The sequence below is a fragment of the Streptomyces diversicolor genome (assembly GCF_057537855.1).
This window is the reverse complement of record NZ_BAAJXA010000016.1, coordinates 121,049-142,365: the sequence shown is the minus strand read 5'-3', so window position 1 is coordinate 142,365 and position 21,317 is coordinate 121,049. Positions and strand designations below refer to the sequence as shown.

General features: G+C 72.9%; 15 protein-coding genes. 10 read left to right on the top strand and 5 right to left on the bottom strand.

Annotated features, from left to right (window positions below):
- Window position 1: 1 nt before the first annotated feature.
- The 3 genes from AC27LF_RS20570 to AC27LF_RS20560 form a co-directional block, all read right to left on the bottom strand.
- Window positions 2-1,678 carry a penicillin-binding transpeptidase domain-containing protein gene (locus AC27LF_RS20570; RefSeq protein ID WP_479659289.1) on the bottom strand — a complete coding sequence of 559 codons (1,677 nt, stop codon included), beginning with the start codon at window positions 1,676-1,678 and terminating at the stop codon, window positions 2-4.
- A 105-nt stretch (window positions 1,679-1,783) separates the two neighbouring features.
- Window positions 1,784-3,409, bottom strand: coding sequence for a penicillin-binding transpeptidase domain-containing protein (locus AC27LF_RS20565; protein WP_479659290.1), 1,626 nt, complete (start codon window positions 3,407-3,409; stop codon window positions 1,784-1,786).
- A gap of 124 nt (window positions 3,410-3,533) precedes the next feature.
- Window positions 3,534-5,291, bottom strand: coding sequence for a dolichyl-phosphate-mannose--protein mannosyltransferase (locus tag AC27LF_RS20560; protein WP_479659291.1), 1,758 nt, complete (start codon window positions 5,289-5,291; stop codon window positions 3,534-3,536).
- Between the two features lie 96 nt (window positions 5,292-5,387).
- On the opposite strand from AC27LF_RS20560, the gene rsmI reads away from it, so the two are divergent.
- The 6 genes from rsmI (at window position 5,388) to AC27LF_RS20530 (ending at window position 12,084) form a co-directional block, all read left to right on the top strand.
- Complete coding sequence (gene rsmI, locus AC27LF_RS20555; protein ID WP_479659292.1) at window positions 5,388-6,236, top strand: 16S rRNA (cytidine(1402)-2'-O)-methyltransferase; 849 nt, start codon at window positions 5,388-5,390, stop codon at window positions 6,234-6,236.
- 354 nt (window positions 6,237-6,590) lie between these two features.
- Window positions 6,591-7,016, top strand: a complete 426-nt coding sequence (locus AC27LF_RS20550; RefSeq protein WP_479659293.1) for a hypothetical protein — start codon at window positions 6,591-6,593, stop codon at window positions 7,014-7,016.
- 53 nt (window positions 7,017-7,069) lie between these two features.
- Window positions 7,070-7,948 carry a TatD family hydrolase gene (locus AC27LF_RS20545; protein WP_479659294.1) on the top strand — a complete coding sequence of 293 codons (879 nt, stop codon included), beginning with the start codon at window positions 7,070-7,072 and terminating at the stop codon, window positions 7,946-7,948.
- 116 nt (window positions 7,949-8,064) lie between these two features.
- Window positions 8,065-9,471 carry a resuscitation-promoting factor gene (locus tag AC27LF_RS20540; protein WP_479659295.1) on the top strand — a complete coding sequence of 469 codons (1,407 nt, stop codon included), beginning with the start codon at window positions 8,065-8,067 and terminating at the stop codon, window positions 9,469-9,471.
- Window positions 9,472-10,327: 856 nt separating this feature from the next.
- Window positions 10,328-11,194: a 16S rRNA (adenine(1518)-N(6)/adenine(1519)-N(6))-dimethyltransferase RsmA gene (gene rsmA, locus AC27LF_RS20535; protein WP_479659296.1), complete on the top strand. Its 867-nt coding sequence runs from the start codon at window positions 10,328-10,330 to the stop codon at window positions 11,192-11,194.
- Window positions 11,191-12,084, top strand: coding sequence for a 4-(cytidine 5'-diphospho)-2-C-methyl-D-erythritol kinase (locus AC27LF_RS20530; protein WP_479659297.1), 894 nt, complete (start codon window positions 11,191-11,193; stop codon window positions 12,082-12,084). The genes rsmA and AC27LF_RS20530 overlap by 4 nt, the downstream gene beginning before the upstream one ends.
- Before the next feature lie 12 nt (window positions 12,085-12,096).
- Here the strand turns inward: AC27LF_RS20530 and AC27LF_RS20525 are convergent, their stop codons facing one another.
- Window positions 12,097-12,693, bottom strand: a complete 597-nt coding sequence (locus AC27LF_RS20525; RefSeq protein ID WP_479659337.1) for a Uma2 family endonuclease — start codon at window positions 12,691-12,693, stop codon at window positions 12,097-12,099.
- Window positions 12,694-12,850: 157 nt separating this feature from the next.
- Between AC27LF_RS20525 and AC27LF_RS20520 the strand changes: the two genes are divergently transcribed.
- The 4 genes from AC27LF_RS20520 to AC27LF_RS20505 all read left to right on the top strand — a co-directional run bounded on the left by AC27LF_RS20520 (window position 12,851) and on the right by AC27LF_RS20505 (window position 19,774).
- Window positions 12,851-14,659: an ABC-F family ATP-binding cassette domain-containing protein gene (locus AC27LF_RS20520; protein ID WP_479659298.1), complete on the top strand. Its 1,809-nt coding sequence runs from the start codon at window positions 12,851-12,853 to the stop codon at window positions 14,657-14,659.
- Window positions 14,660-14,983: 324 nt separating this feature from the next.
- The gene (locus AC27LF_RS20515) at window positions 14,984-16,780 is read left to right on the top strand and encodes an outer membrane protein assembly factor BamB family protein (protein WP_479659299.1); all 1,797 of its coding nucleotides are present in this window, start codon (window positions 14,984-14,986) and stop codon (window positions 16,778-16,780) included.
- A gap of 132 nt (window positions 16,781-16,912) precedes the next feature.
- Window positions 16,913-18,835 carry an outer membrane protein assembly factor BamB family protein gene (locus AC27LF_RS20510; RefSeq protein WP_479659300.1) on the top strand — a complete coding sequence of 641 codons (1,923 nt, stop codon included), beginning with the start codon at window positions 16,913-16,915 and terminating at the stop codon, window positions 18,833-18,835.
- A gap of 267 nt (window positions 18,836-19,102) precedes the next feature.
- A complete protein-coding gene (locus AC27LF_RS20505; RefSeq protein WP_479659301.1) occupies window positions 19,103-19,774 on the top strand; it encodes a helix-turn-helix transcriptional regulator in 672 nt (223 codons plus the stop codon).
- Between the two features lie 1,158 nt (window positions 19,775-20,932).
- Here the strand turns inward: AC27LF_RS20505 and AC27LF_RS20500 are convergent.
- Window positions 20,933-21,292 carry a hypothetical protein gene (locus AC27LF_RS20500; protein ID WP_479659302.1) on the bottom strand — a complete coding sequence of 120 codons (360 nt, stop codon included), beginning with the start codon at window positions 21,290-21,292 and terminating at the stop codon, window positions 20,933-20,935.
- Window positions 21,293-21,317 lie beyond the last annotated feature (25 nt).

The following is a 21,317-nucleotide window of genomic DNA, read 5'->3' as shown; positions in this document are numbered from 1 at the left end:
CTCAGCCGCCCGCCCGCAGCAGCGCCGCCACGATCGGCCCCGCCGTGTCGCCGCCGTGCCCGCCCGCCTGGACCACGCCCGCGGCGGCCAGGTCCCCGCGGTACGCCGTGAACCAGCCGTTCGGCTTCTTCTGCCCGTCGACCTCCGCCGACCCCGTCTTCGCGCCGTAGTCGGGGCCGAGACCGGACATCGCCTGCGCCGCCGTGCCGTACGCCGCCGTGTACCGCATCAGCTCGCGCAGCTGGGAGAGGGTGCCCGCGGACATCGTGCGGGACGCGGTGGCCAGCTTGCGGTGGTCGACCGACGGGGAGACCAGGTACGGCTGGCGGAAGACGCCCGCCTTCACCGTCGCGGCCACGGACGCCATGTTGAGCGGGTTCATGCGCACCCCGCCCTGGCCGATCAGTGAGGCCGCCATCTGCGCCGCCGACTGCACCGGCACCGAGCCGTCGAAGGTGGGCACGCCGATCGCCCAGTCGTTCATGGACAGGCCGAACACCTGCTGGGCCTGCTTCGTCAGGTCGTCGTCGGCCAGCTTGCCCGCCTGGCTGATGAAGGCCGTGTTGCAGGAGCGCGCGAAGCTCGCCTTGAACGTGCCGCCCTTGATCTGGAAGTCGTCGTCGTTGTGGAACTTCCAGCCGCCGTACGTGAACGTCTTGGGGCAGGGATGGGACTCGTCCGCGGCGGCCAGGCCCTTCTCGATGAGCAGCGACGACGTGATGACCTTCATCGTGGAGCCGGGGGCCAGCGAGCCCTGCAGGGCCGTGTTGAAGCCGCGGCTGGTGTTGGCCACCGCGAGGACTTCACCGGTCGAGGGCCGCAGCACCACGACCGAGGCGCGCTGGGACGCGGCGACCTGCCGCTCGGCCGCGGCCTGCAGGCTCGCGCTCAGCGTCGTCCGTACCGTGCCCGGCGTGCCCTTGCTCAGCTCCAGCAGCGTCTTGTCGGACAGCTTCGCCTTCTTGGACTCCTTGCCGCGGACCACGCGCAGTTCGACGCCGGCCTTGCCGCCCGCCAGCTTGCCGTACTTCTCGCGCAGCCCGTCCAGCACCGTGCCGAGGGACGGGTAGGCCGCCGTGGTCAGCTTCCCGCCGTCGCGGTCCAGCGCCGTCACCGGCGGTGTGCCGGACTCGCCGGTGACCAGGGTGTCGCCGTCCTTCAGATCGGGGTGCAGCACGGCGGCGTGCCAGCCCACCACCGGCTCGCCGTCGGACGCGGCGCGCACCACCGTGAGCGCGCTGTCGTACGCCAGCGGCTTGCTCACGCCCTTGTAGGACACGGTGGCCCGCACGGAGAACGGGACCTCGGCGCCGGTGCCGGTGCCGGGGGTGACCCGGACGTCCTTGAGGTGGGCGTCCTTGGTGTAGCCGGTGAGCAGCGCGGTGGCGGCGCTCGCGTCGTCCGTTGCGGCGGCGGCCCGCGCGACATCGCCGCGCTGCCACGCCGTCAGGAAGGCCGTGGCGGCGGTCCGCACCTCGGCCGCGGTGAGCGGGCCGGTCTTCACCGCCTTGCCGTCCGCCGTCGCCGACGTCGACTGCGTCCGGTCCTCGGCCGCCGCGCCGCCGTCGTAGAGCGCGTAGACGGCGACCCCGGCGCCGATCACGACGACGGCGCACATCCCGCCGAGCACGGCGGGTCCGGTCTTCCGTCGCTCGGCGACGCGCCTTCTCTTGCCCACTGCCTCAGTTCCTCCGCGATTTCCCCAGGGTCCCCGTCACCCTCGTTGCCCCCATGCTCCTCAACGACGGCCACCACCCTAGAGTCCCGTCCTGTACGGGTGACGTCAGCCACCTGTCCGTAGCACGGCTGCGACAATCGGTCCGGCCGCGTCGACGCCGTGGCCTGCGTCCTGGGCCATCGCCGCTGCCGCGACGTCGCCCCGGTACCCGGTGAACCAGCTGTTGGACCTGCTCTGCCCGTCGACCTCCGCGGACCCGGTCTTCGCGCCGATGTCGCCGCCGAGGCCGGCCATCACACCGGCCGCGGTGCCGCTGGTCGCGGTGCGGTGCATCATCGCCCGCAACTGCTGCACCGTGCCCGCGGACAGCCCCCGCGCGCGGGCCGGTGCACGGCCGTCGAGGCCGAGCGGCACGATCACCGGCTGCCGGAAGGTGCCCGTCATCGCGGTCGCCGTCACCGACGCCATGTTCAGCGGACTCATCTGGACCTGGCCCTGTCCGATGAGGGAGGCCGCCATGTCCGGGCCGCCGGTGGCCGGCACCGAGCCGTCGAAGGACGGGACACCGGTCTGCCAGTCGTCCCGGCCGAGGCCGAAGCGGTCCTCGGCCTCCCGGGTGAGCGAGTCGGTCTTGAGATCGTCGGTGTACTTGATGAACGCCGTGTTGCAGGAGCGGGCGAAGCTCTCGGAGAGCGTCGCGTTCTGGTTCGGGGCCAGGCCGTCCAGGTTGTGGAAGGTCTGGCCCTCCCACATCGCGTCCGGGGTGCAGGGCGCGGGACCGTCGGCCGTGGTGATCCCGTTGTCGATGAGCGTGGCCGCGCTGAGGATCTTCATGGTGGAGCCGGGGGCCAGCTTGCCGAGGAAGGCCGCGTTGAAGCCGTCCTCGCGGTGGTTGGCGACCGCCAGCACCTCGCCGGTGCTCGGCCGCACCGCCACCACCGAGGACTCCGGGTACCTGCGCACCGCCGTCTCGGCCGCGGCCTGTGCGCTCGCGCTCAGCGTCGTCCGCAGCCGGCCCGCCCGGCCCTCGGCGAGGGTGAGCAGCGGGGTGTCGGCGGCGCCGTCGGCCTCGTGCCGCACCGCCAGCTCCACCCCGGGTCTGCCGCCGGCCTTCGCGCCGTACTTGTCGCGCAGCTCGTCCAGGATGGGACCCAGCGACGGATAGGCGTCCTTCGTGAGCACCTTTCCGTCGCGGTCCACCGCCTCGACGGGCGGGCTCGCGGACTCCCCGGTCACCAGGGTGTCGCCGGGCCGCAGCCTGGGATGCACGACGGAGGGCCGCCAGTCGACCAGCGCGCGGTGCGTGGTCAGGCCGCGCACGATCGTCACCTTGCTCCTGTAGGTGAGCGGTTTCGACTTGCCGTCGTACGACACCGTGGCCTTGACCGTGAAGGGCACGGTGGTGCCGGTCGCCGTGCCGGGCGTGATCCGCACGTGCGTGATGTGCGCGTCCTGCGCGTACGCGGTGAGCAGCGGCTCGGCGCCGGCCGAGTTGTCCGTGTACGAGGCCGCCGTCGCCGCCTCGCCCTTTTCCCAGGCGGCGAAGAACTTCCGCGTGGTCTCCCGCACTTCGCCGCCGGTGGGCGGCCCGGTCCGCACGGCCGCGGGCCCGCCGCCCGTGCCCCCGCCGCCCCGCACGGCGGACACGACGTTGTACGTCCCGTACCCGGCCCCCGCCGCCAGCACGACGAACGCACCGCCCACGACGGCGGCCTTGGCCCCCCTGCGCATACTGCCGATCCCTCCCCGTGCCCCCGCGACCGTCCCCCGAACTGTAGGCGGCCCCGTGGTGCGAAGGTGAGGGATGTTGTCGGATGGTGTCCGAACGGAGACCGGCCGTCACCCCCGCGCACGGCTAGACCCACGTGTCCAGCCACATCCTCGATCTCCACTGGTCGATCGGGATCGCCGTGCCCGTGTACAGGGGCCAGAAGTAGATGAAGTTCCAGGCGATCAGGAGGACCAGGACGCCCGCGCCCGAGGCGCCGATCACCCGGCGGGTGTCGGTGGAGCCGGGCGGGCCGACGATCGCGCCGACCAGCATCGCCACCGCCAGACACAGGAACGGCACGAAGACGATGGCGTAGAAGAAGAAGATCGTGCGCTCCTGGTACATGAACCAGGGCAGATAGCCGGCGGCGATGCCGCAGGCGATGGCGCCCGCGCGCCAGTCGCGGCGGAACAGCCAGCGCCACAGGACGTACAGGATCGCGAAGCAGGCCGCCCACCACAGCAGCGGAGTGCCGAGCGCCAGGACCTCACGGGCGCACTTCTGACCCGCGTCGGCCGGGCAGCCGTCCGCGCCGGGCGAGGGGGACTCGTAGAAGTACGAGACCGGGCGGCCCAGCACCAGCCAGCTCCAGGGGTTGGACTGGTAGGTGTGCGGGGATGACAGGCCGACGTGGAACTCGTACACCTCGTGCTCGTAGTGCCACAGGCTGCGCAGCCAGTCCGGCAGGAACGTCCAGTGGCCGCCCTTGCCGTCGGTCGCCGCCCAGTTGCGGAAGTAGCCGCCCGTGCCGTCGGCCGGGGACAGGATCCAGCCGGTCCAGGAGGCCAGGTACACGGCGATCGCCACCGGCACCGTGGCCAGGAACGTCAGGCCCGTGTCGTACTTGAGCACCGCCAGATAGGGATGCCGCGCCCCGGCCACCTTGCGGGCGCCGACGTCCCACAGCAGCGCCAGCACACAGAACGCGGCGAGGATGTACAGCCCGTTCCACTTGGTGCCGAAGGCCAGCCCGAGCATCAGGCCCGCCGCCCAGCGCCAGGGGCGCAGGCCCAGGCGGAGCGTGTCGGCGGTCTGCGCGTCCGGGCGGACCCGGCCGTCGGCGTCGGCGGGCAGCGCGGCGGCGAGCCGCGCCCGCGACCGGTCCCGGTCCACGACGAGACAGCCGAAGGCCGCGAGCACGAAGAACATCAGCACACCGTCGAGCAGCGAGGTGCGGCTCATCACGAAGTGCAGGCCGTCCACCGCCATCAGCGCGCCCGCCAGACAGCCGAGGAAGGTCGAGCGGAAGATCCGCCGGCCGATGCGGCACAGCAGCAGCACGCTGAGCGTGCCCAGCAGGGCCGTCATGAACCGCCAGCCGAACGGGTCGAACCCGAAGATCAGCTCGCCGAGACCGATGACGTACTTGCCCACCGGCGGGTGCACCACGTACGCCGCGTCCGTGGGGACGGCCAGATGCCCGCCCGACTGCAGGACCAGGTCGTTGGCGTTCTTGTCCCAGTTGACCTCGAAGCCGCGGTGGACGAGCGCCCAGGCGTCCTTCGCGTAGTACGTCTCGTCGAATATCACCGCCTTCGGGCTGCCCAGGTTCCAGAACCGCATCACGCCCGCGACCAGCGTCACCAGCAGCGGGCCCAGCCAGCCCGACCAGCGGGTGATCCGCCCGGCCAGGGCCGGCGGCACGCCCAGGACGAGCCAGAGGCGCGGGCTGGGCTCGGCGTACGGCGGCACCAGGCGGTCGCGTACGTCGCCGGGGCCGCCGCCGGCCGTGGCCGGGCCCGCCGGATAGCCGAAGCGGCGCAGCCGCTGGAGCCATGACGGCCGCTGGTCGTGCGGGGCCTGGTCCTGCCGGGTGTCCGTGGAGGACGCGGTACTGGTCACCGCGCCATCGTAGGGAACCCTTCTGTGTGAGTCCCGCGCATGGGCGCTACGGGTCCGGATGCGCCCCCGTCCGCGCGCCCCTGGGAGGATGGGGGCGTGACTGGAACCCTTGTCTTGGCGGGCACTCCCATCGGCGACGTCGCGGACGCGCCGCCGCGGCTCGCGGCGGAACTGGCGGCCGCGGACGTCGTGGCCGCCGAGGACACCCGGCGGCTGCGCCGGCTGACGCAGGCGCTCGGCGTCACCACGAAGGGACGCGTGGTCTCCTACTTCGAGGGCAACGAGGCGGCCAGGACGCCGGAACTGGTCGCCGAACTGTCGGGCGGCGCCCGGGTGCTGCTGGTGACCGACGCCGGGATGCCGTCGGTCTCCGACCCCGGGTACCGGCTGGTCGCCGCCGCCGTCGAGCGGGACATCCGGGTCACCGCGGTCCCCGGTCCGTCCGCCGTGCTCACCGCCCTCGCGCTGTCCGGGCTGCCCGTCGACCGGTTCTGCTTCGAGGGTTTCCTGCCGCGCAAGGCGGGCGAGCGGCTGTCCCGGCTGCGGGAGGTCGCCGGGGAGCGGCGCACGCTGGTGTACTTCGAGGCGCCGCACCGCCTGGACGACACGCTCGCCGCGATGGCCGAGGTGTTCGGCGGGCAGCGGCGGGCCGCGGTCTGCCGGGAGCTGACCAAGACGTACGAGGAGGTGCGCCGCGGCCCGCTGGCCGAGCTGGCCCGGTGGGCGGCGGACGGGGTACGGGGCGAGATCACCGTCGTCGTCCAGGGCGCCCCCGAGGCCGGTCCCGAGGACCTGGACGCCGCTGAACTCGTGCGGCGGGTCCGGGTCCGCGAGGAGGCGGGGGAGCGGCGCAAGGAGGCGATTGCCGCGGTGGCGGTCGAGGCGGGGGTTCCTAAGCGGGTGGTGTTCGATGCGGTCGTCTCCGCGAAGCGCTCCGCTGGGTAGGGCGGGGTTTTCGGGGCGCGTTGTGGGGGTTGGGGTGCGTTGCGGGGTGCGGGTTGTGGGGGGTTTTGCGCAGTTCCCCGCGCCCCTATGGGGCGCCGTTGGGGTTGGGGTGTGTTGTGGGGTGCGGGTTGTTTTGGGCTGGGTGCGCAGTTCCCCGCGCCCCTGGTGGGGCGCTTTGCGCCCCATGGGGGAGCAAAGGGAGGGAGCGTCGGGCAAAGGGGTGGGCTGGGTGTCGGGGTGGTGGGGCAAAGGTCTGCCAAATCGGGTCCAATACTCGGCAGGCGGTGGTGCATTGGGGGTGGTGGGAGGCGTCCACTGGACTGGAGGGTCCGGCGGACAAGAGGAGCAGCTGGCATGAGCGAGATCGCAGGGCAGACCGGCCTCCGCGGGGCGGCGACAGCCGTCGTTCACGAGTCGTATTCCTTCGCCTGCATGCGCTGCGGGCACGGCTGGGAGCAGTCGTACGAGATAGAGCACCACACGGACGCCGACGGCGCCGAGTTCGTCATGTATGTGGCGAACGGGCGGGTCGTCCCGTCGCCGCTGAGCCGGCCCGTGTGCCAGAACTGCGACGGCCGCGTGGTGCGGATCATGCGGGCCGGACAGGTCTCGTCGGTGCTCGGCGCGGCGCACGGGCACCGGCACCGCACGCCCCCGGCCGGACCGGTCGAGGTGCCGGAGGTGCCGGCGGCGCGGACGGCCGAGCGGGAACCGGAGCCGGCGCACCACCACTGGCACCTGTCCGATCTCCTCCATCCGTTCCAGCGCAAGGCGGGCTGACCGGCACGGGACGGCCCGGCCGCGGCGGCATGCCCCTTTCGTAGGATCGGGGCATGCCTTCGAACGCCGACAAGAACGCGGCGCCGCCGCTCCCGGAACCCCTCCGGGTGCCGGTCGCCGACTCCCACACCCATCTCGACATGCAGTCAGGCACGGTCGAGGAGGGCCTTGCCAGGGCCGCGTCGGTGGGGGTGACGACGGTCGTCCAGGTCGGCTGCGACATCAAGGGCTCCCAGTGGGCCGCGGAGACCGCCGCGGCATACGACGGTGTGCACGCGACCGTCGCCCTGCACCCCAACGAGGCCCCGCGCATCGTGCACGGCGACCCTGAAGGGTGGTCCCGGCAGGGCGCCCGGGAGGCGGGCGGCGACGCCGCCCTGGACGAAGCGCTCGCCGAGATCGACCGGCTGGCCGGGCTGCCGCAGGTCAAGGGCGTCGGCGAGACGGGGCTCGACCACTTCCGCACCGGCCCCGAGGGCAAGGCGGCCCAGGAGCGGTCCTTCCGCGCCCATATCGAGATCGCCAAGCGGCACGGCAAGGCCCTGGTCATCCACGACCGTGACGCGCACGCCGACGTGCTGCGCGTCCTCAAGGAGGAGGGCGCGCCCGAGCGCACCGTCTTCCACTGCTACTCGGGCGACGCCGCGATGGCCGACGTGTGCGCCCGCGAGGGCTACTTCATGTCCTTCGCCGGGAACGTCACCTTCAAGAACGCCCAGAATCTGCGGGACGCGCTCGCCGTCGCCCCGCTGGAACTGGTCCTGGTGGAGACGGACGCCCCGTTCCTCACCCCGGCGCCGTACCGCGGACGGCCCAACGCGCCCTACCTGGTTCCGGTGACGGTGCGGGCGATGGCCGCCGTGCGCGGCATCGACGAGGACACCCTGGCGGCGGCCCTGGGTGCCAACACGGCCCGCGCCTTCGCCTACTGACCGCCGCGTGACCTCTCCTCGCTGTCGGTAGTTGTGTCGTTTTGGAGAGTGACGGGTGCTCCGCTAGGTTCTGGGGGCCTTTTGGACCCCTTTTCGGCCCTCTGGAGCGTGTCGGTGTGAGCAATCCGCAGTACGAGACGTACGGGACTCATGGGACGTACGGGTACGGGACGCCTGGGATGTACGGGCCCTACGGGACGTATCTCCAGGGACCCGGCCCGGCCCCGGCCCCGGCGGCGGGGTACGGCACGTGGGAGACGCCCGTCACCGGCGGCGCGTACCGGGCCACCCACCGGCCCGCCTACGAACAGCCGCTGCTGCCGCGACAGGCGCCCGGCGGGAGCGTGCCGGACCTGCGCGAGCCCGTCCTGCGCCCCCGCTCGGACCGGCGCGCCGCACACCGGCGCCGGGCGCGCTACGCCCGGCGCTCGGAGCCCACGATGCGCCGACTGGTGCCGCAGGCCCTGGTCGTCGCCTTCCTGGCCGGCGGGACCAGCGCGTTCGTCGCCAAGGACAAGGCGATCGAGCTGAGCGTCGACGGGAAGGCGCGCACCCTGCACACCTTCGCCGACGACGTGACCGAACTGCTCGCCGAGGAGGGCGTGCCGGTGGGGGCGCACGACGTGGTCACGCCCGCCCGCGGCTCGGCGCTCAGCAGCGGCGACGAGATCGCGGTGCGCTACGGGCGCCCCCTGCGGCTCACGATCGACGGCGAGCGGCGCCAGGTGTGGACGACGGCGCGCACCGTCGAGGAAGCGCTCGCACAGCTCGGGGTGCGCGCGGAGGGCGCCTATCTGTCGGCCGCCCGCTCCCAGCCCATCGGCCGCGCCGGGCTCACCCTCGACGTGCGCACCGAACGCGCGGTGACGGTCATCGCGGACGGCCGCGCCCACACCGTCCGCACCAACGCGGCGACCGTCCGCGAGACGGTCGAGCAGGCCGGGATCACGCTGCGCGGCCAGGACACCACGTCCGTGCCGTCCGGCAGCTTCCCGCGGGACGGACAGACGGTGACCGTGCTGCGGGTGACCGGCACCAAGGAGGTACGCGAGGAGCCGATCCCGTTCCAAGTGCGCCGGACCAACGACCCCGCGCTGTTCCGGGGCATCGAGGTGGTCGACCGTGCCGGACAGCCGGGCGTGCGGCGCGTGACCTATCTGCTGCGGACCGTCAACGGGGTCCGGCAGAAGCCGCGCCGGGAAAAGTCCCGGGTGGTCCGCGAGCCGCTCACCCAGCTCGTCCGGGTGGGCATCAAGCCGCCGCCGCCCTCCGTCGCGGGCGCCGAGGGACTGAACTGGCGCGCGCTCGCGGCCTGCGAGTCCAGCGGGCGGCCCGCCGCGGTGGACCCCTCGGGCACCTACGGCGGCCTCTACCAGTTCGACACGCACACCTGGCGCAGCCTGGGCGGCAAGGGACGCCCGCAGGACGCCTCGGCGGCGGAGCAGACGTACCGGGCCAAGAAGCTGTACGTGCGCCGAGGCACAAGCCCCTGGCCCCACTGCGGATCCCGCCTGTACGGGTGACCCCCGAGGGGCCCACGGGCCCGCTTGCCCACGGGACCGCTGGAGCGCGGGCCCGCTTGGCCGTGGGGCCACCGGGCCGTGGGGTCGCTGGAGCGCGGGCCCGGTGGATTGCGGCCTCGGCGGACTGCGTGCCTGCCGGACGCTGTGCCCGCCGGACCGCTGGAGCGCGGTCTCGGTGGACTGCGGTCGCGTCGGAGCGTGGCTTCGCCGGACGGTGGCGCCGGTGGACTGCGGCCTCGCGGGCTGCGGCTCGGCCGGACCGCGGCCCCGCCGGCCCCCGTGCGTGTCGGACCCTGTGCCCGCCGGCCCCCGTGCGTGTCGGACCCTGTGCTCGCCGGCCCCCGTGCGTGTCGGACCCTGTGCTCGCCGGCCCCCGTGCGTGTCGGATCCCGTGCTCGCCGGCCCCCGTGCGTGTCGGATCCCGTGCTCGCCGGTCCCCGTGCCCGCCGGCCCCCGTGCCCGCCGGTCCCCGTGCGTGTCGGATCCCGTGCCCGCCGGACCGCGTGCTCGCCGGCCCCCGTGCCCGCCGGACCCCGTGCCCGCCGGACCGCGTGCCCGCCCGAGCCCTGTGTCCGCCGGACCGCTGGGGCGCGGTCTCGGTGGACCGCGGTCTCGCGGGAGCGTGGCCTGGCCCGGCTGCGGCCCTGGTGGGCCATGGCGCCGGTGGGTCTTGGCGCCGGTGGACTGCGGTCGCGCCGGGCCCCGGTCTCGCCGGGCCGTCCGGGCCGTGGGGCTGTCCGGGCTGCGGGGCTGTCCAGGCCGTTCGGGCCGTGGGGCTGCGGGGCCGTCCGGGCCGTGGGCCGTCCCGACCGGCCGGTGGGGCTGGGGGGTCGGCGCGGGCCCGTACCCTTGTGCCGTGAGCAGCCCCATCCCTGACGCCCTCCTCGGGCCCGCCGACATCCGTGAGCTGGCGGCAGCGCTGGGCGTGCGCCCGACCAAGCAGCGCGGCCAGAACTTCGTGATCGACGCGAACACCGTCCGCCGTATCGTCCGCACCGCCGGGGTCCGCCCCGACGACGTCGTGGTCGAGGTCGGCCCGGGGCTCGGCTCCCTCACCCTGGCCCTGCTGGAGGCCGCCGACCGGGTCACCGCCGTCGAGATCGACGACGTGCTGGCCGCCGCGCTGCCCGCCACGATCGCCGCGCGGATGCCCGAGCGCGCCGACCGGTTCGCGCTGGTCCACTCCGACGCCCTGGACGTCGCCGCGCTGCCCGGCCCCGCCCCGACGGCACTGGTCGCGAACCTGCCGTACAACGTGGCCGTGCCCGTGCTGCTGCACATGCTCGACACCTTCCCCGGGATCGAGCGGACCCTGGTGATGGTGCAGTCGGAGGTCGCGGACCGGCTCGCCGCCGCGCCCGGCTCGAAGGTGTACGGCGTCCCCTCCGTCAAGGCGAACTGGTACGCCGAGGTGAAACGGGCCGGGGCCATCGGGCGCACCGTCTTCTGGCCCGCGCCGAACGTGGACAGCGGGCTGGTCTCCCTGGTCCGGCGGGCCGAACCGGTCAAGACCACGGCGTCGAAGCGGGAGGTCTTCGCGGTTGTGGACGCGGCGTTCGCGCAGCGCCGCAAGACGCTGCGGGCGGCCCTGGCCGGATGGGCCGGTTCCGCGGCGGCGGCCGAGGCGGCCCTGGTCGCGGCCGGGGTCTCGCCGCAGGCACGCGGGGAGTCGCTGACCGTGGAGGAGTTCGCGCGGATCGCGGAGCACAAGGAGAGCAAGTGAGCGTCACGGTACGCGTACCGGCCAAGGTCAACGTCCAGCTCGCCGTGGGCGCCGCCAGACCCGACGGCTTCCACGACCTGGCCAACGTCTTCCTCGCGGTCGGCCTGTACGACGAGGTCACCGTGACCCCGGCCGATGAACTGCGGGTCACCTGCGCCGGCCCGGACGCCGGTCAGGTCCCGCTCGACGGCACCAACCTCGCGGCGCGCGCCGCCGTCGCGCTCGCCGGGCGCCGTGGCATCGAGCCCGCCGTGCACATCCACATCGCCAAGGACATTCCGGTCGCCGGTGGCATGGCGGGCGGCAGCGCGGACGGGGCGGGCGCGCTGCTGGCCTGCGACACGCTATGGGGTACGGGCTCCTCGCAGGCCGAACTCCTCGACATCTGCGCCGAGTTGGGCAGTGATGTGCCGTTCAGTCTGCTCGGCGGGGCGGCCCTTGGCACCGGGCGCGGCGAGCGGCTGACGGCGCTCGACGTCGGCGGCGCCTTCCACTGGGTGTTCGCGATGGCCGACCGTGGCCTGTCCACGCCGGCCGTGTTCCGCGAGTTCGACCGGCTCGCCGAGGGCCGTGACATCCCCGAGCCGGTGGCCTGCCCGGACCTGTTGGACGCGCTCGCGAAGGGCGACCCGGACCTGCTGGCGGCCGGCGTCTCCAACGATCTCCAGCCCGCGGCCCTGTCCCTCTTCCCGGAACTGGCGGACACCCTGGCGGCGGGCCGCGCGGCGGGCGCGCTCACGGCGCTGGTCTCCGGTTCGGGCCCGACCACGGCGTTCCTGGCCCGTGACCCCGAGTCGGCGGAGCGGGTGGGGGAAGCACTGCGGTCGTCCGGGACGTGCCGCACCGTACGAACGGCCTCCGGACCGGCGGCGGGCGCGACGGTGCTCTGAGGCGCGGGTGACTCAGAGGTTGTCGATGGCGGTCAGATCGATGTCGATGGGGTAGGGCTTGTCGACCTTGATGCGGTCGCGGTGCATGCCCATGTGCACATACGCCTTGGTGAGCGGGTCGAGTTCGTAGACGTGGATGACGGGCCTGCCGCTCGTCCCGCTCGCCTCGACGCGCCAGAAGTTCGGGATCCCGGCGGCGGAGTACTTCTGCGGCTTGGTCGTGCGGTCACGGGACTCGGAATCGGGCGAGACGACTTCGATGGCCAGGAGTACGGCCTCGGCTCGGTAGCTCGTCTGTTCCGGCCCGGTGATGGCATCAGCCCGGATCACGCTCACGTCCGGTTCGGGGCCGTTGCGCTTGTCGAGGACCACGGTCATCTCCCGGCTGACCCTGAACTCGGCGGGCAGACCACTGCTGCGCAGGCCGAAGACGAGCAAGTCGACCATGTTGCCGTGGAAGCGGCGCTGCGGACTCACGAAGATCAGGCTCCCGTCGATCAGCTCGGTGTGCGGCGGGAGATCGGGCAGCGTGAACAGGTCGTCCACGGTGTAGCCGTCCTGCGGCGGCACCGGCCACTGCACGTGGTGCTCGACGGACTCGGCGGTCATGGTTCCTCCCATGGACGGGATCCTGCTGCCTGCCCTCCACGGTAACCGCCGGATCCCGATCGCGTCATCACAAAGAGTGACCACCCCCGGGCGCCCCGCCCGCGCCGCCGCAGGCCCTACGCTTGAAGGCTGATCGATCCCCGCGCACAGGAGTGAAATGGCCGTCAACCTGGTCAATGTCGAGAACGTCAGCAAGGTGTACGGCACGCGTGCGCTGCTGGACGGCGTCTCGCTCGGCGTGTCCGAAGGGGACCGGATCGGGGTCGTCGGACGCAACGGCGACGGCAAGACCACCCTCATCCGGATGCTCGCCAAGCTGGAGGAGGCCGACACCGGGCGCATCACGCACTCCGGCGGGCTGCGGCTCGGCGTGCTCACGCAGCATGACTCGCTCGACCCGGCGGCCACCGTGCGGCACGAGGTCATCGGGGACATGGCCGACCACGAGTGGGCGGGCGACGCCAAGGTCAGGGACGTACTGACCGGCCTGTTCGGCGGGCTCGACCTGCCGGGCTTCCCGGCGGGCCTGGACACCGTCATCGGCCCGCTGTCCGGTGGCGAGCGGCGCCGCATCGCGCTGGCCAAGCTGCTCATCGAGCAGCAGGACCTGCTCGTCCTCGACGAGCCCACCAACCACCTCGACGTGGAGGGCATCGCCTGGCTGGCCCGGCATCTGCGGGAGCGGCGTTCGGCGCTGGTGTGCGTGACCCACGACCGCTGGTTCCTGGACCAGGTGTGCACCCGGATGTGGGACGTGCAGCGCGGCGCGGTCTACGAGTACGAGGGCGGCTACTCCGACTACGTCTTCGCCCGCGCCGAGCGCGAGCGCATCGCCGCCACCGAGGAGGTCAAGCGGCAGAACCTGATCCGCAAGGAACTGGCCTGGCTCAGGCGCGGCGCGCCCGCCAGGACCTCCAAGCCGCGGTTCCGGGTGGAGGCCGCCAACGAGCTGATCAAGGACGTGCCGCCGCCCCGTGACAGCAGCGAGCTGATGAGGTTCGCCTCCTCACGGCTCGGCAAGACCGTCTTCGACCTGGAGGACGTGAGCGTCCAGGCCGGTCCGAAGATGCTGCTCAAGCACGTCACCTGGCAGCTCGGCCCCGGCGACCGGATCGCTCTGGTCGGGGTCAACGGCGCCGGGAAGACCTCGCTGCTGCGGGCCATGGCGGACGCGGCGCGCACCGCCGGCGAGGCACAGCCCGTGAGCGGCCGGATCGCCGTCGGCAAGACGGTCAGGCTCGCCTACCTCTCCCAGGAGGTCGCCGAACTCGACCCGGCCTGGCGGGTCCTGGAGGCCGTACAGCGGGTGCGCGAGCGGGTCGACCTCGGCAAGGGGCGCGAGCTGACCGCGGGGCAGCTGTGCGAGACGTTCGGCTTCACCAAGGAGAAGCAGTGGACGCCGGTGGGTGATCTGTCCGGCGGTGAGCGGCGGCGGCTGCAACTGCTGCGGCTGCTCATGGACGAGCCCAACGTCCTCTTCCTCGACGAGCCCACCAACGACCTCGACATCGAGACCCTGACCCAGCTGGAGGACCTGCTCGACGGCTGGCCCGGCTCGATGATCGTCATCTCCCACGACCGGTTCTTCGTCGAGCGCACCACCGACCGGGTGTACGCGCTGCTCGGCGACGCCACGCTGCGGATGCTGCCGCGCGGCATCGACGAGTACCTGGAGCGGCGCCGGCGCATGGAGGAGGCCGTGGCCGCCTCGGCCGCCGCCGCGGCGCCGAAGCCCGCGGCGGCGGAGCGCAGCGCCGCCGACCAGCGGGCCGCGAAGAAGGAACTCCAGCGGATCGAGCGCCAGTTGGACCGCGTCTCGGAGAAGGAGACCACGCTGCACGCGCAGATCGCCGAGCATGCCACCGACTTCGCGAAGGTGGCCGAGCTCGACGCCCGACTGCGGGACCTGGCGGCCGAGCGCGATGAACTGGAGCTGCGCTGGCTGGAACTGGCGGACGACGCGTAGCGCTCCGCGGGGGTTGCCGCGATGTGGCGTCGGTTGTCTGCGGCGCCGTTGTGGCTGGGCGCGCAGTTCCCCGCGCCCCTTCGGGGCGCCGGCTTGCGGCCTGGCGCGGGGTCCTTGCGGGTGCGGGGTGAAGGGGGCGTGAAGGCGCGTAACGGCGGCATCACGGGGCGGTCCTCCCTTGGGAACAGGGGTGGATCCGGCCAAGTACGCGTTCCGTTCCGGGTGATAGAAAGGGCCGTCTGAGTACCGTCTGAGAACGACCTTGGGTCCATCGCGAACCTCAGGGCGTGGCTAAAAATCAGTGAACGAGGGGGAAGAGCGCTGATGACTCAGCCGCCCGACCAGCCGCCGCACGGCGGTTTCGGAGCACCGCAGGGACAACCGCCGCAGGGCGGAGGATTCGGGGCTCCCGAGACCCCGCCCGCGCAGGGAGGTTTCGGCGCCGCCCAGGGCATCCCGGGCACACCGCCGCCGCCCGCGCAGCCGCCGCAGCCGCCGCCCATGCCACAGCAGCAGCCGGGTCCGTACGGCCCGCCGCAGCAGCCCGGCCCGTACGCCCAGCCGGGACCCTACGCCCAGCCGGGCCCGTACGGACAGCCGCAGCAGCCGGGCCCCTACGGTCAGCAGCCCGGCTACGGCTACCCGCAGCAGCCGCAGTACCCCGGCGCGCCCGGCACCCCGCCGCCCGGCGGCTCCACCAGGAAGAAGACCGCGCTGATCGTCGGCGGGGCGGTGGCGGCGCTGCTCCTGATCGGCGGCACCGTGTACGCGGTCAGCGGTGACGACGGCGGGAAGAAGCCGGTCGCCGAGCGGTCGGACGACGCCAAGCCGTCGGCCTCCGCCTCCGGCGGCCCGGTCGACCCCGGTGACGGCAGCGGAAACGGCGGCTCGGACCCGGAGGACCTCAACGAGGGCCGCCAGGCGGGCGAGTCCCGGGTGCTCTGGTACAAGTCGGCGCCCGACGCGCCCGGTTCCGGCGCCGACGCCCCCGGTATGTGGATCACCGGCAAGACGGCGGTGAAGGCCGCGTACAAGCAGGTCTTCGCCTACGACGTCGCCGACGGCAAGCCCTCCTGGGAGCCGATCACCTTCCCGCAGAAGATCTGCGCGGTCACCCCGCGGAAGACCGCCGACGACAAGGTCGTCGTGGCGTACATGAGCGGTTCCAGCGACCGCGCCAAGTGCAACCAGCTCCAGGTGATCGACCTCGACACCGGCAAGAAGGGCTGGTCCGGCACGGTCGCCGACGGCGCGCTGTTCGACAGCACCATCACCATCGAACTGACCCTCAGCGGCAAGACGCTGATGGTGGGCCGCTCACAGTCCGGCACGGCGTACGACATGGACAGCGGCCGCAAGCTGTACGACAAGACCAAGTACGGCAACGCCTGCTTCCCGACCGCGTTCGCGGGCGGCACGAGCCGGCTGATCTCCGTGGCCTCCTGCGACGCCACCGGCAGCAACGAGCACGACGAGATCCAGGAACTCGACCCGGCCACCGGCAAGGTCAAGTGGACCCAGCCGGTCAAGAAGGGCTGGAAGGTCGCGCGCGCCTACTCCGTCGACCCGCTCGTGGTCTACCTGACCAACGAGGACAAGAAGGCATGGAACATCTCCACCTTCACCGGCAGCGGCGGCTTCCGCTCGGAGGTCACCGTCGACGAGAAGTTCGCTCCCCGGTGCGGCTGGGCGATCCTCGCGCGTGAGCTGCAGGGCTGCACCGGCGTCGCCGCCGACGCCGACACGCTGTACCTGCCGACCGACGCCGCCAGCGGCGCCAACGAGATCGTCGCGATCGGCCTCGCCGACGGCAAGGAGAAGTGGCGCGTCAAGTCCCCGGCGGACGAGTCGATGGCGCCGCTCAAGGTCGAGGGCGGACAACTCGTCGCGTACGTGCAGCCGTCGTACGACGCGGGCGGTCAGGTCGTGTCGATCCCGACCGCGGGCGCCGCCCACAAGCCGGTCAAGCTGCTGCAGAACCCGCAGTCCACCGCGACCGTCGAGAACAGCTTCTTCGACGGCGCGGTCGACTGGGTCGACGGCAGGTTCTACATCTCCTCCACCCGGCTCACCGGCAACGACGACTCGAAGGAGAAGCTGATGCTCGCCTTCGGCAAGTGAGCCCGGCCCGGTCCGGCGCGCACCGCGGCGCCGGACCGCACCGCATTCCTTCCGCCGGCCCTTCGTCGCTTTCGTCGTCTTCGTCGTCGCCGTCTCCGCCGTCTTCGAGCGTTCCTCCGAGGTGTACCCGTCATGACCCAGCCGCCGCCCCCGCCCAACCAGCCGCCCCAGCAGGGCGGTTTCGGCCCGCCCCAGGGCCCGCCGCAGCAGCCCGCCGGTCCGCCGCCGCAGCAGCCCGCGCCGGGTGGCTTCGGCGCGCCCCAACCGCCCACGGGACCGCCGACGCCACCGGCCCCGCAGGGCCCGCCCGCGACCCCGCCGGGCTTCGGCAAGGCCCCGGAGCAGGGCCCCGGCCATCCGCAGCAGCCGCCGCAGGCCCCCCAGACCCCGCCGCCCCCGCCGCCCGGCTACGGGTATCCGCAGGCACCGCAGCCCCCGCAGGGCGGGCCCCAGACACCCCCCGGCTACGGCTACCCCGGCCAGCAGCCGGGCCCGTACGGCCGGCCCAACGCGTACGGCCAGCCCAACGCGTACGCCCCGCAGCCCGGTTACGGCTATCCGGGCCCGCCGGGCATGCCGCAGCAGCCGCAGCCCGGTTCGCCCGGCGGTCCGGCGAAGTCCAAGGCGCCGCTGATCATCATCGTGTCGGCGGTCGTGGCCATCGCGCTGATCGTGGTCGGCGGTCTCGTGTACGCGAAGTCGTCCGGCGACGACTCCTCGAAGAAGGACACGGCGAACTCCAGCGGCGGCACCGGCGGCAAGGACGACAAGGGCGGCTCCGGCGGCTCCGGCACCGGCGGCAAGGAGAAGGCGCCCGCCGACACCGCGTCCAAGGTCCTCTTCCAGGTTCCGCTGCCCACGACCGACGACACGGTCGTCACCTCCGGCTCCTGGCTCACCGACAAGGTGTACGCGAAGAGCGGCATCGCCGAGATCGTCGGCTACGACCCCGTCAAGGGCAGCAAGCTGTGGACGGTCAAGCTGCCCGGCCCGGTGTGCGAGGCCACCGACCACATCACCTCGGACAACAAGACCGCCGTCGTCTTCCAGCCGCGGATGCCGAAGAAGGGCTCCACCGAGGGGTGCAGCCAGCTCGCGCTGATCGACCTCGACGCGGGGACCAAGCTCTGGACGAAGACGGTCAACTCCGGTGACCGGCCGATCAACTTCGATAACGTCACGATCGCCCAGAACACGGTCGCGGTCGGCAGCACCAGCGGCGGCGCCGCCTTCGACCTGTCCGGCAGGGTGCTGTGGCAGCCGAAGCCGACCGACACCTGCTACGACGCCGGGTACGGCGGCGGCACCAAGCTGGTCGCGGTCCGCAAGTGCGGCAGCTACGACAACCGCCAGCTGCACATCCAGACCATCGATCCGAAGTCCGGGAAGGTGATCTCCGAGTACAAGATGACCGCGGGCATCGAGTACGCGGCGATCGTCTCCACCGACCCGCTGGTGGTGGCCGCCGACGTCGGCGACAGCGCCGGTGACGGCAGCGGCATCTCCGACTACTTCTCCATCGACAACAAGACCGGAAAGCTGCGCGCCCGGATCTCGGCGCCGGGCGACGACTACGCCGGACGCTGTGACGGCATCTCCCGGATCGAGTACTGCCGGCAGATCGTCGTCGGCGGCGACAAGCTGTATGTGCCGACCGAGGAGCACGACGGCAGCGGCCAGTACAGCAAGACCAACGAGATCGTCGCGTTCGACCTCGCCACCGGCAAGCAGACCGGGCAGCGCGGGGACGCCGGCGACGGCTACACGATCACCCCGCTGCGCATGGACGGCGCCAACCTGATCGCGTACAAGCGCCCGCCCTACGACAAGGGCGGCCAGATCGTCAGCATCGACGGCAACTCCTTCAAGGAGACCAAGCTGCTGGAGAACCCGGCCACCAAGGCGGTGCGGGACGCGGAGACCAGCATGCTGCCGGACTACGCGGAGATCCGCTACGCGCAGGGCCGTCTGTACATGTCGGCGGTGTTCGCCCACAAGACCAACACCGCGTACGGCAAGGAGTATCTGGCGGTCGCCTTCGGCACCGGCGGCTGACCGCAGGCCCGCCCGGCCCCACGGCCCCGCCCCCTGCTCGCCGCGGGGGGCGGGGCCGCGTGCGTACCGCTCACCCTCCGCGCATGCAGGGACAGCAGGAGATTCCTTCGATCCGGGGCACTTCTCCTCTCTAGGGGCAGCGCAACGTCGAACAAGCGTGTAGCTTCCGGGGGCAATGAAGGACGAGGTGCCGGGGGGCCCTCTGTCCACGCGGACCGGTGGGCATCCATAGTGGGGGCTCCATGGGGGGGACTGGGGGGTTGCTCTGTGGGAGTGCGGCTCATGGTGGTGGACGACCACCGATTGCTCGCCGAGGCGCTGGCCTCGGCGCTCAAGCTGCGCGGGCACCGGGTGCTCGCCGCGGCGGCGCCGTCCGTGGGCGCCGCCGACCTCGTGATCAGCCGCGCGCCCGAGGTGTGCCTGCTGGGTACGGCGGCGCCTGCCGAGCCGGGCACCTTCGACCCGGTGGTGAAGATCAAGCGGGAGCGGCCGCAGGTCGCGGTCGTGGTCCTCGGACCCGTGCCGTCGCCGCGCGGGATCGCCGCGGCCTTCGCGTCCGGCGCGTCCGGGTACGTGCGGCACGACGAGCGGATCGAGGGGGTCGAACGGGCGATCATGAAGGCGCGGGCGGGGGAGGCGGCCGTCGCTCCGCAGCTGCTTCAGAGCGCCTTCGGTGAACTGCTCAATCCCGCCGCCCAACCCGACGACGAGGGCCGGCGGCTGCTGCAGATGCTCACCCCGCGCGAGGTGGAGGTCCTGGTCCGGGTCGCGGACGGCGAGGACACCCGGCTGATCGCCGCCGGCATGGGCATCGCCCCGTCGACCGCCCGGACGCACGTCCAGCGGGTGCTGATGAAACTGGGCGTGGGCTCCCGCCTGGAAGCAGCGGCCCTGGCAGCCAGAACCGGCCTCCTGGACCACGCGAACCCCCACCCCTAGCCATCCACCCGGCAACTCCGACAGCGGTCCACCGGGACCCACCGACAGACCGCCTGCTCCCGTGGACGATCGCCCATCCCCGTGTGCCTCAGTCGGTGGTGAGGGTGGGGGTCACCGGTTGTGGGCTGGGTGGCGGCGGCTGTCGTTCGCCTCGACTGCCGCCGGTTGAGGGGCTGCCCCGGTGGTGGTCGGTCGCCGGTGTGCCGGGGGTCGTCGTGGTCCTCGGCGTGTGCCTCAGCCGGTTGGTGACGGGCGGGGTCACCGGTTGCGGGCCGGTGGCACCGGCTGCCGCCGCCGGAGGCGTGACGGCGGCGGTCGCTGGTGGGGCTGTGTTCGGGGGTGGTGGTTGCCGTTCGGTCTTGTCGGAGCGTCGGGTCCGGCCCGCTTGCGTGGGCGGTCGGGGGCCGGGCGCGGACATGCGGCCCTTACCAGCGCGCGGCACGTGTACGCAGCGTCGCGGGGCGTTCGGTGGGCGCTGTCTGGGGCGGTGTGCGGTGGCTGCCGCGTGCCGACGGTGGTCGTCGGCACGCTCCCCAGGCCGTCCTTGCAGCGCCCGCCGCATGCGTCCCGGCCCCGCCCGTCACTTGCGTCCCGGCCCCGCCCGCCGCCTGCGTCTTCGGCCGCGTCCGCTGGTGGGGCCGTGTCCGGGGGTGGTGGTTGCCGTTCGGTCTCGTCGGAGCGTCGGGTCCGGCCCGCTTGCGTGGGTGGTCGGGGGGCCGGGCGCGGACATGCGGCCCCTGACCAGGGCGCGGCACGCGTACGTGGTGTCGCGGGGCGTTCGGTGGGCGCTGTCTGGGGCGGTGTGCGGTGGCTGCCGTGTGCCGACGGTGGTCGCCGGCACGCTCGCCAGGCCCTTGCAGCGCCCGCCGCATGCGTCCCGGCTTCGCCCGTCACCTGCGTCTTCGGCCGCTCCGCCGCACGCCTCCCTGGCCGTGCCCGGCGTACGCGTTTTCGGCCGTGCCCGCCGTACGCGTCTACGGTCGCGCCCGCCGCATGCGTCCCGGCCCCGCCCGCCGCACGCGTCCCCGGCCGCGCCCACCGCCTACGCCCACCGCACGCGTCCCTGGCCGCGTCCGCCGTACGCGTCCCCGGCCGCGCCGACCGCCTACGCCCGCCGCCTACGCCCGTCGTACGCGTCCCCGGCTGTGCCGGGAGCGGTTACTCGGGGTGGGGGGTGTCGTCGGACGGGGCTGTGGGGGGTGGGGGCGGGGTGGGGCGGAGGCTTAGCCAGGCCAGGAAGAACAGGCCCAGGATCAGCATGCCCAGGCCCGTCCACAGGTTGATGTTGACGCCCTCGGCCTTGTCGATGGCGGCCTGCGAGTCGGTGATGCCGACGATCGTGACGATGACGCCGTAGACGATGAACAGGCCACCGATGATGCGGCGCAGGTCGAAGATGCGGGCGGCGGTCGCGGACTTCTGCTCCAGCTCGGTGACTTCCCGCTGGATGTCGCGCTCGGAGTGTCCGAACTGCCCGGACTGCCCAGAGTGCTCGGAGTGTTCGGAGTGCTCGGTCATGATTGTTCAAACTCCCCTTGGGACG

Bases quoted from the DNA above. Each gene is read 5' to 3' on its own strand.
- AC27LF_RS20565 (WP_479659290.1), bottom strand. From the start codon at position 3,409: ATGCGCAGGGGGGCCAAGGCCGCCGTCGTGGGCGGTGCGTTCGTCGTG.
- AC27LF_RS20550 (WP_479659293.1), top strand. From the start codon at position 6,591: ATGAGCGAGATCGCAGGGCAGACCGGCCTCCGCGGGGCGGCGACAGCC.
- AC27LF_RS20545 (WP_479659294.1), top strand. From the start codon at position 7,070: ATGCCTTCGAACGCCGACAAGAACGCGGCGCCGCCGCTCCCGGAACCC.
- AC27LF_RS20525 (WP_479659337.1), bottom strand. From the start codon at position 12,693: ATGACCGCCGAGTCCGTCGAGCACCACGTGCAGTGGCCGGTGCCGCCG.
- AC27LF_RS20520 (WP_479659298.1), top strand. From the start codon at position 12,851: ATGGCCGTCAACCTGGTCAATGTCGAGAACGTCAGCAAGGTGTACGGC.
- AC27LF_RS20515 (WP_479659299.1), top strand. From the start codon at position 14,984: ATGACTCAGCCGCCCGACCAGCCGCCGCACGGCGGTTTCGGAGCACCG.
- AC27LF_RS20510 (WP_479659300.1), top strand. From the start codon at position 16,913: ATGACCCAGCCGCCGCCCCCGCCCAACCAGCCGCCCCAGCAGGGCGGT.
- AC27LF_RS20500 (WP_479659302.1), bottom strand. From the start codon at position 21,292: ATGACCGAGCACTCCGAACACTCCGAGCACTCTGGGCAGTCCGGGCAG.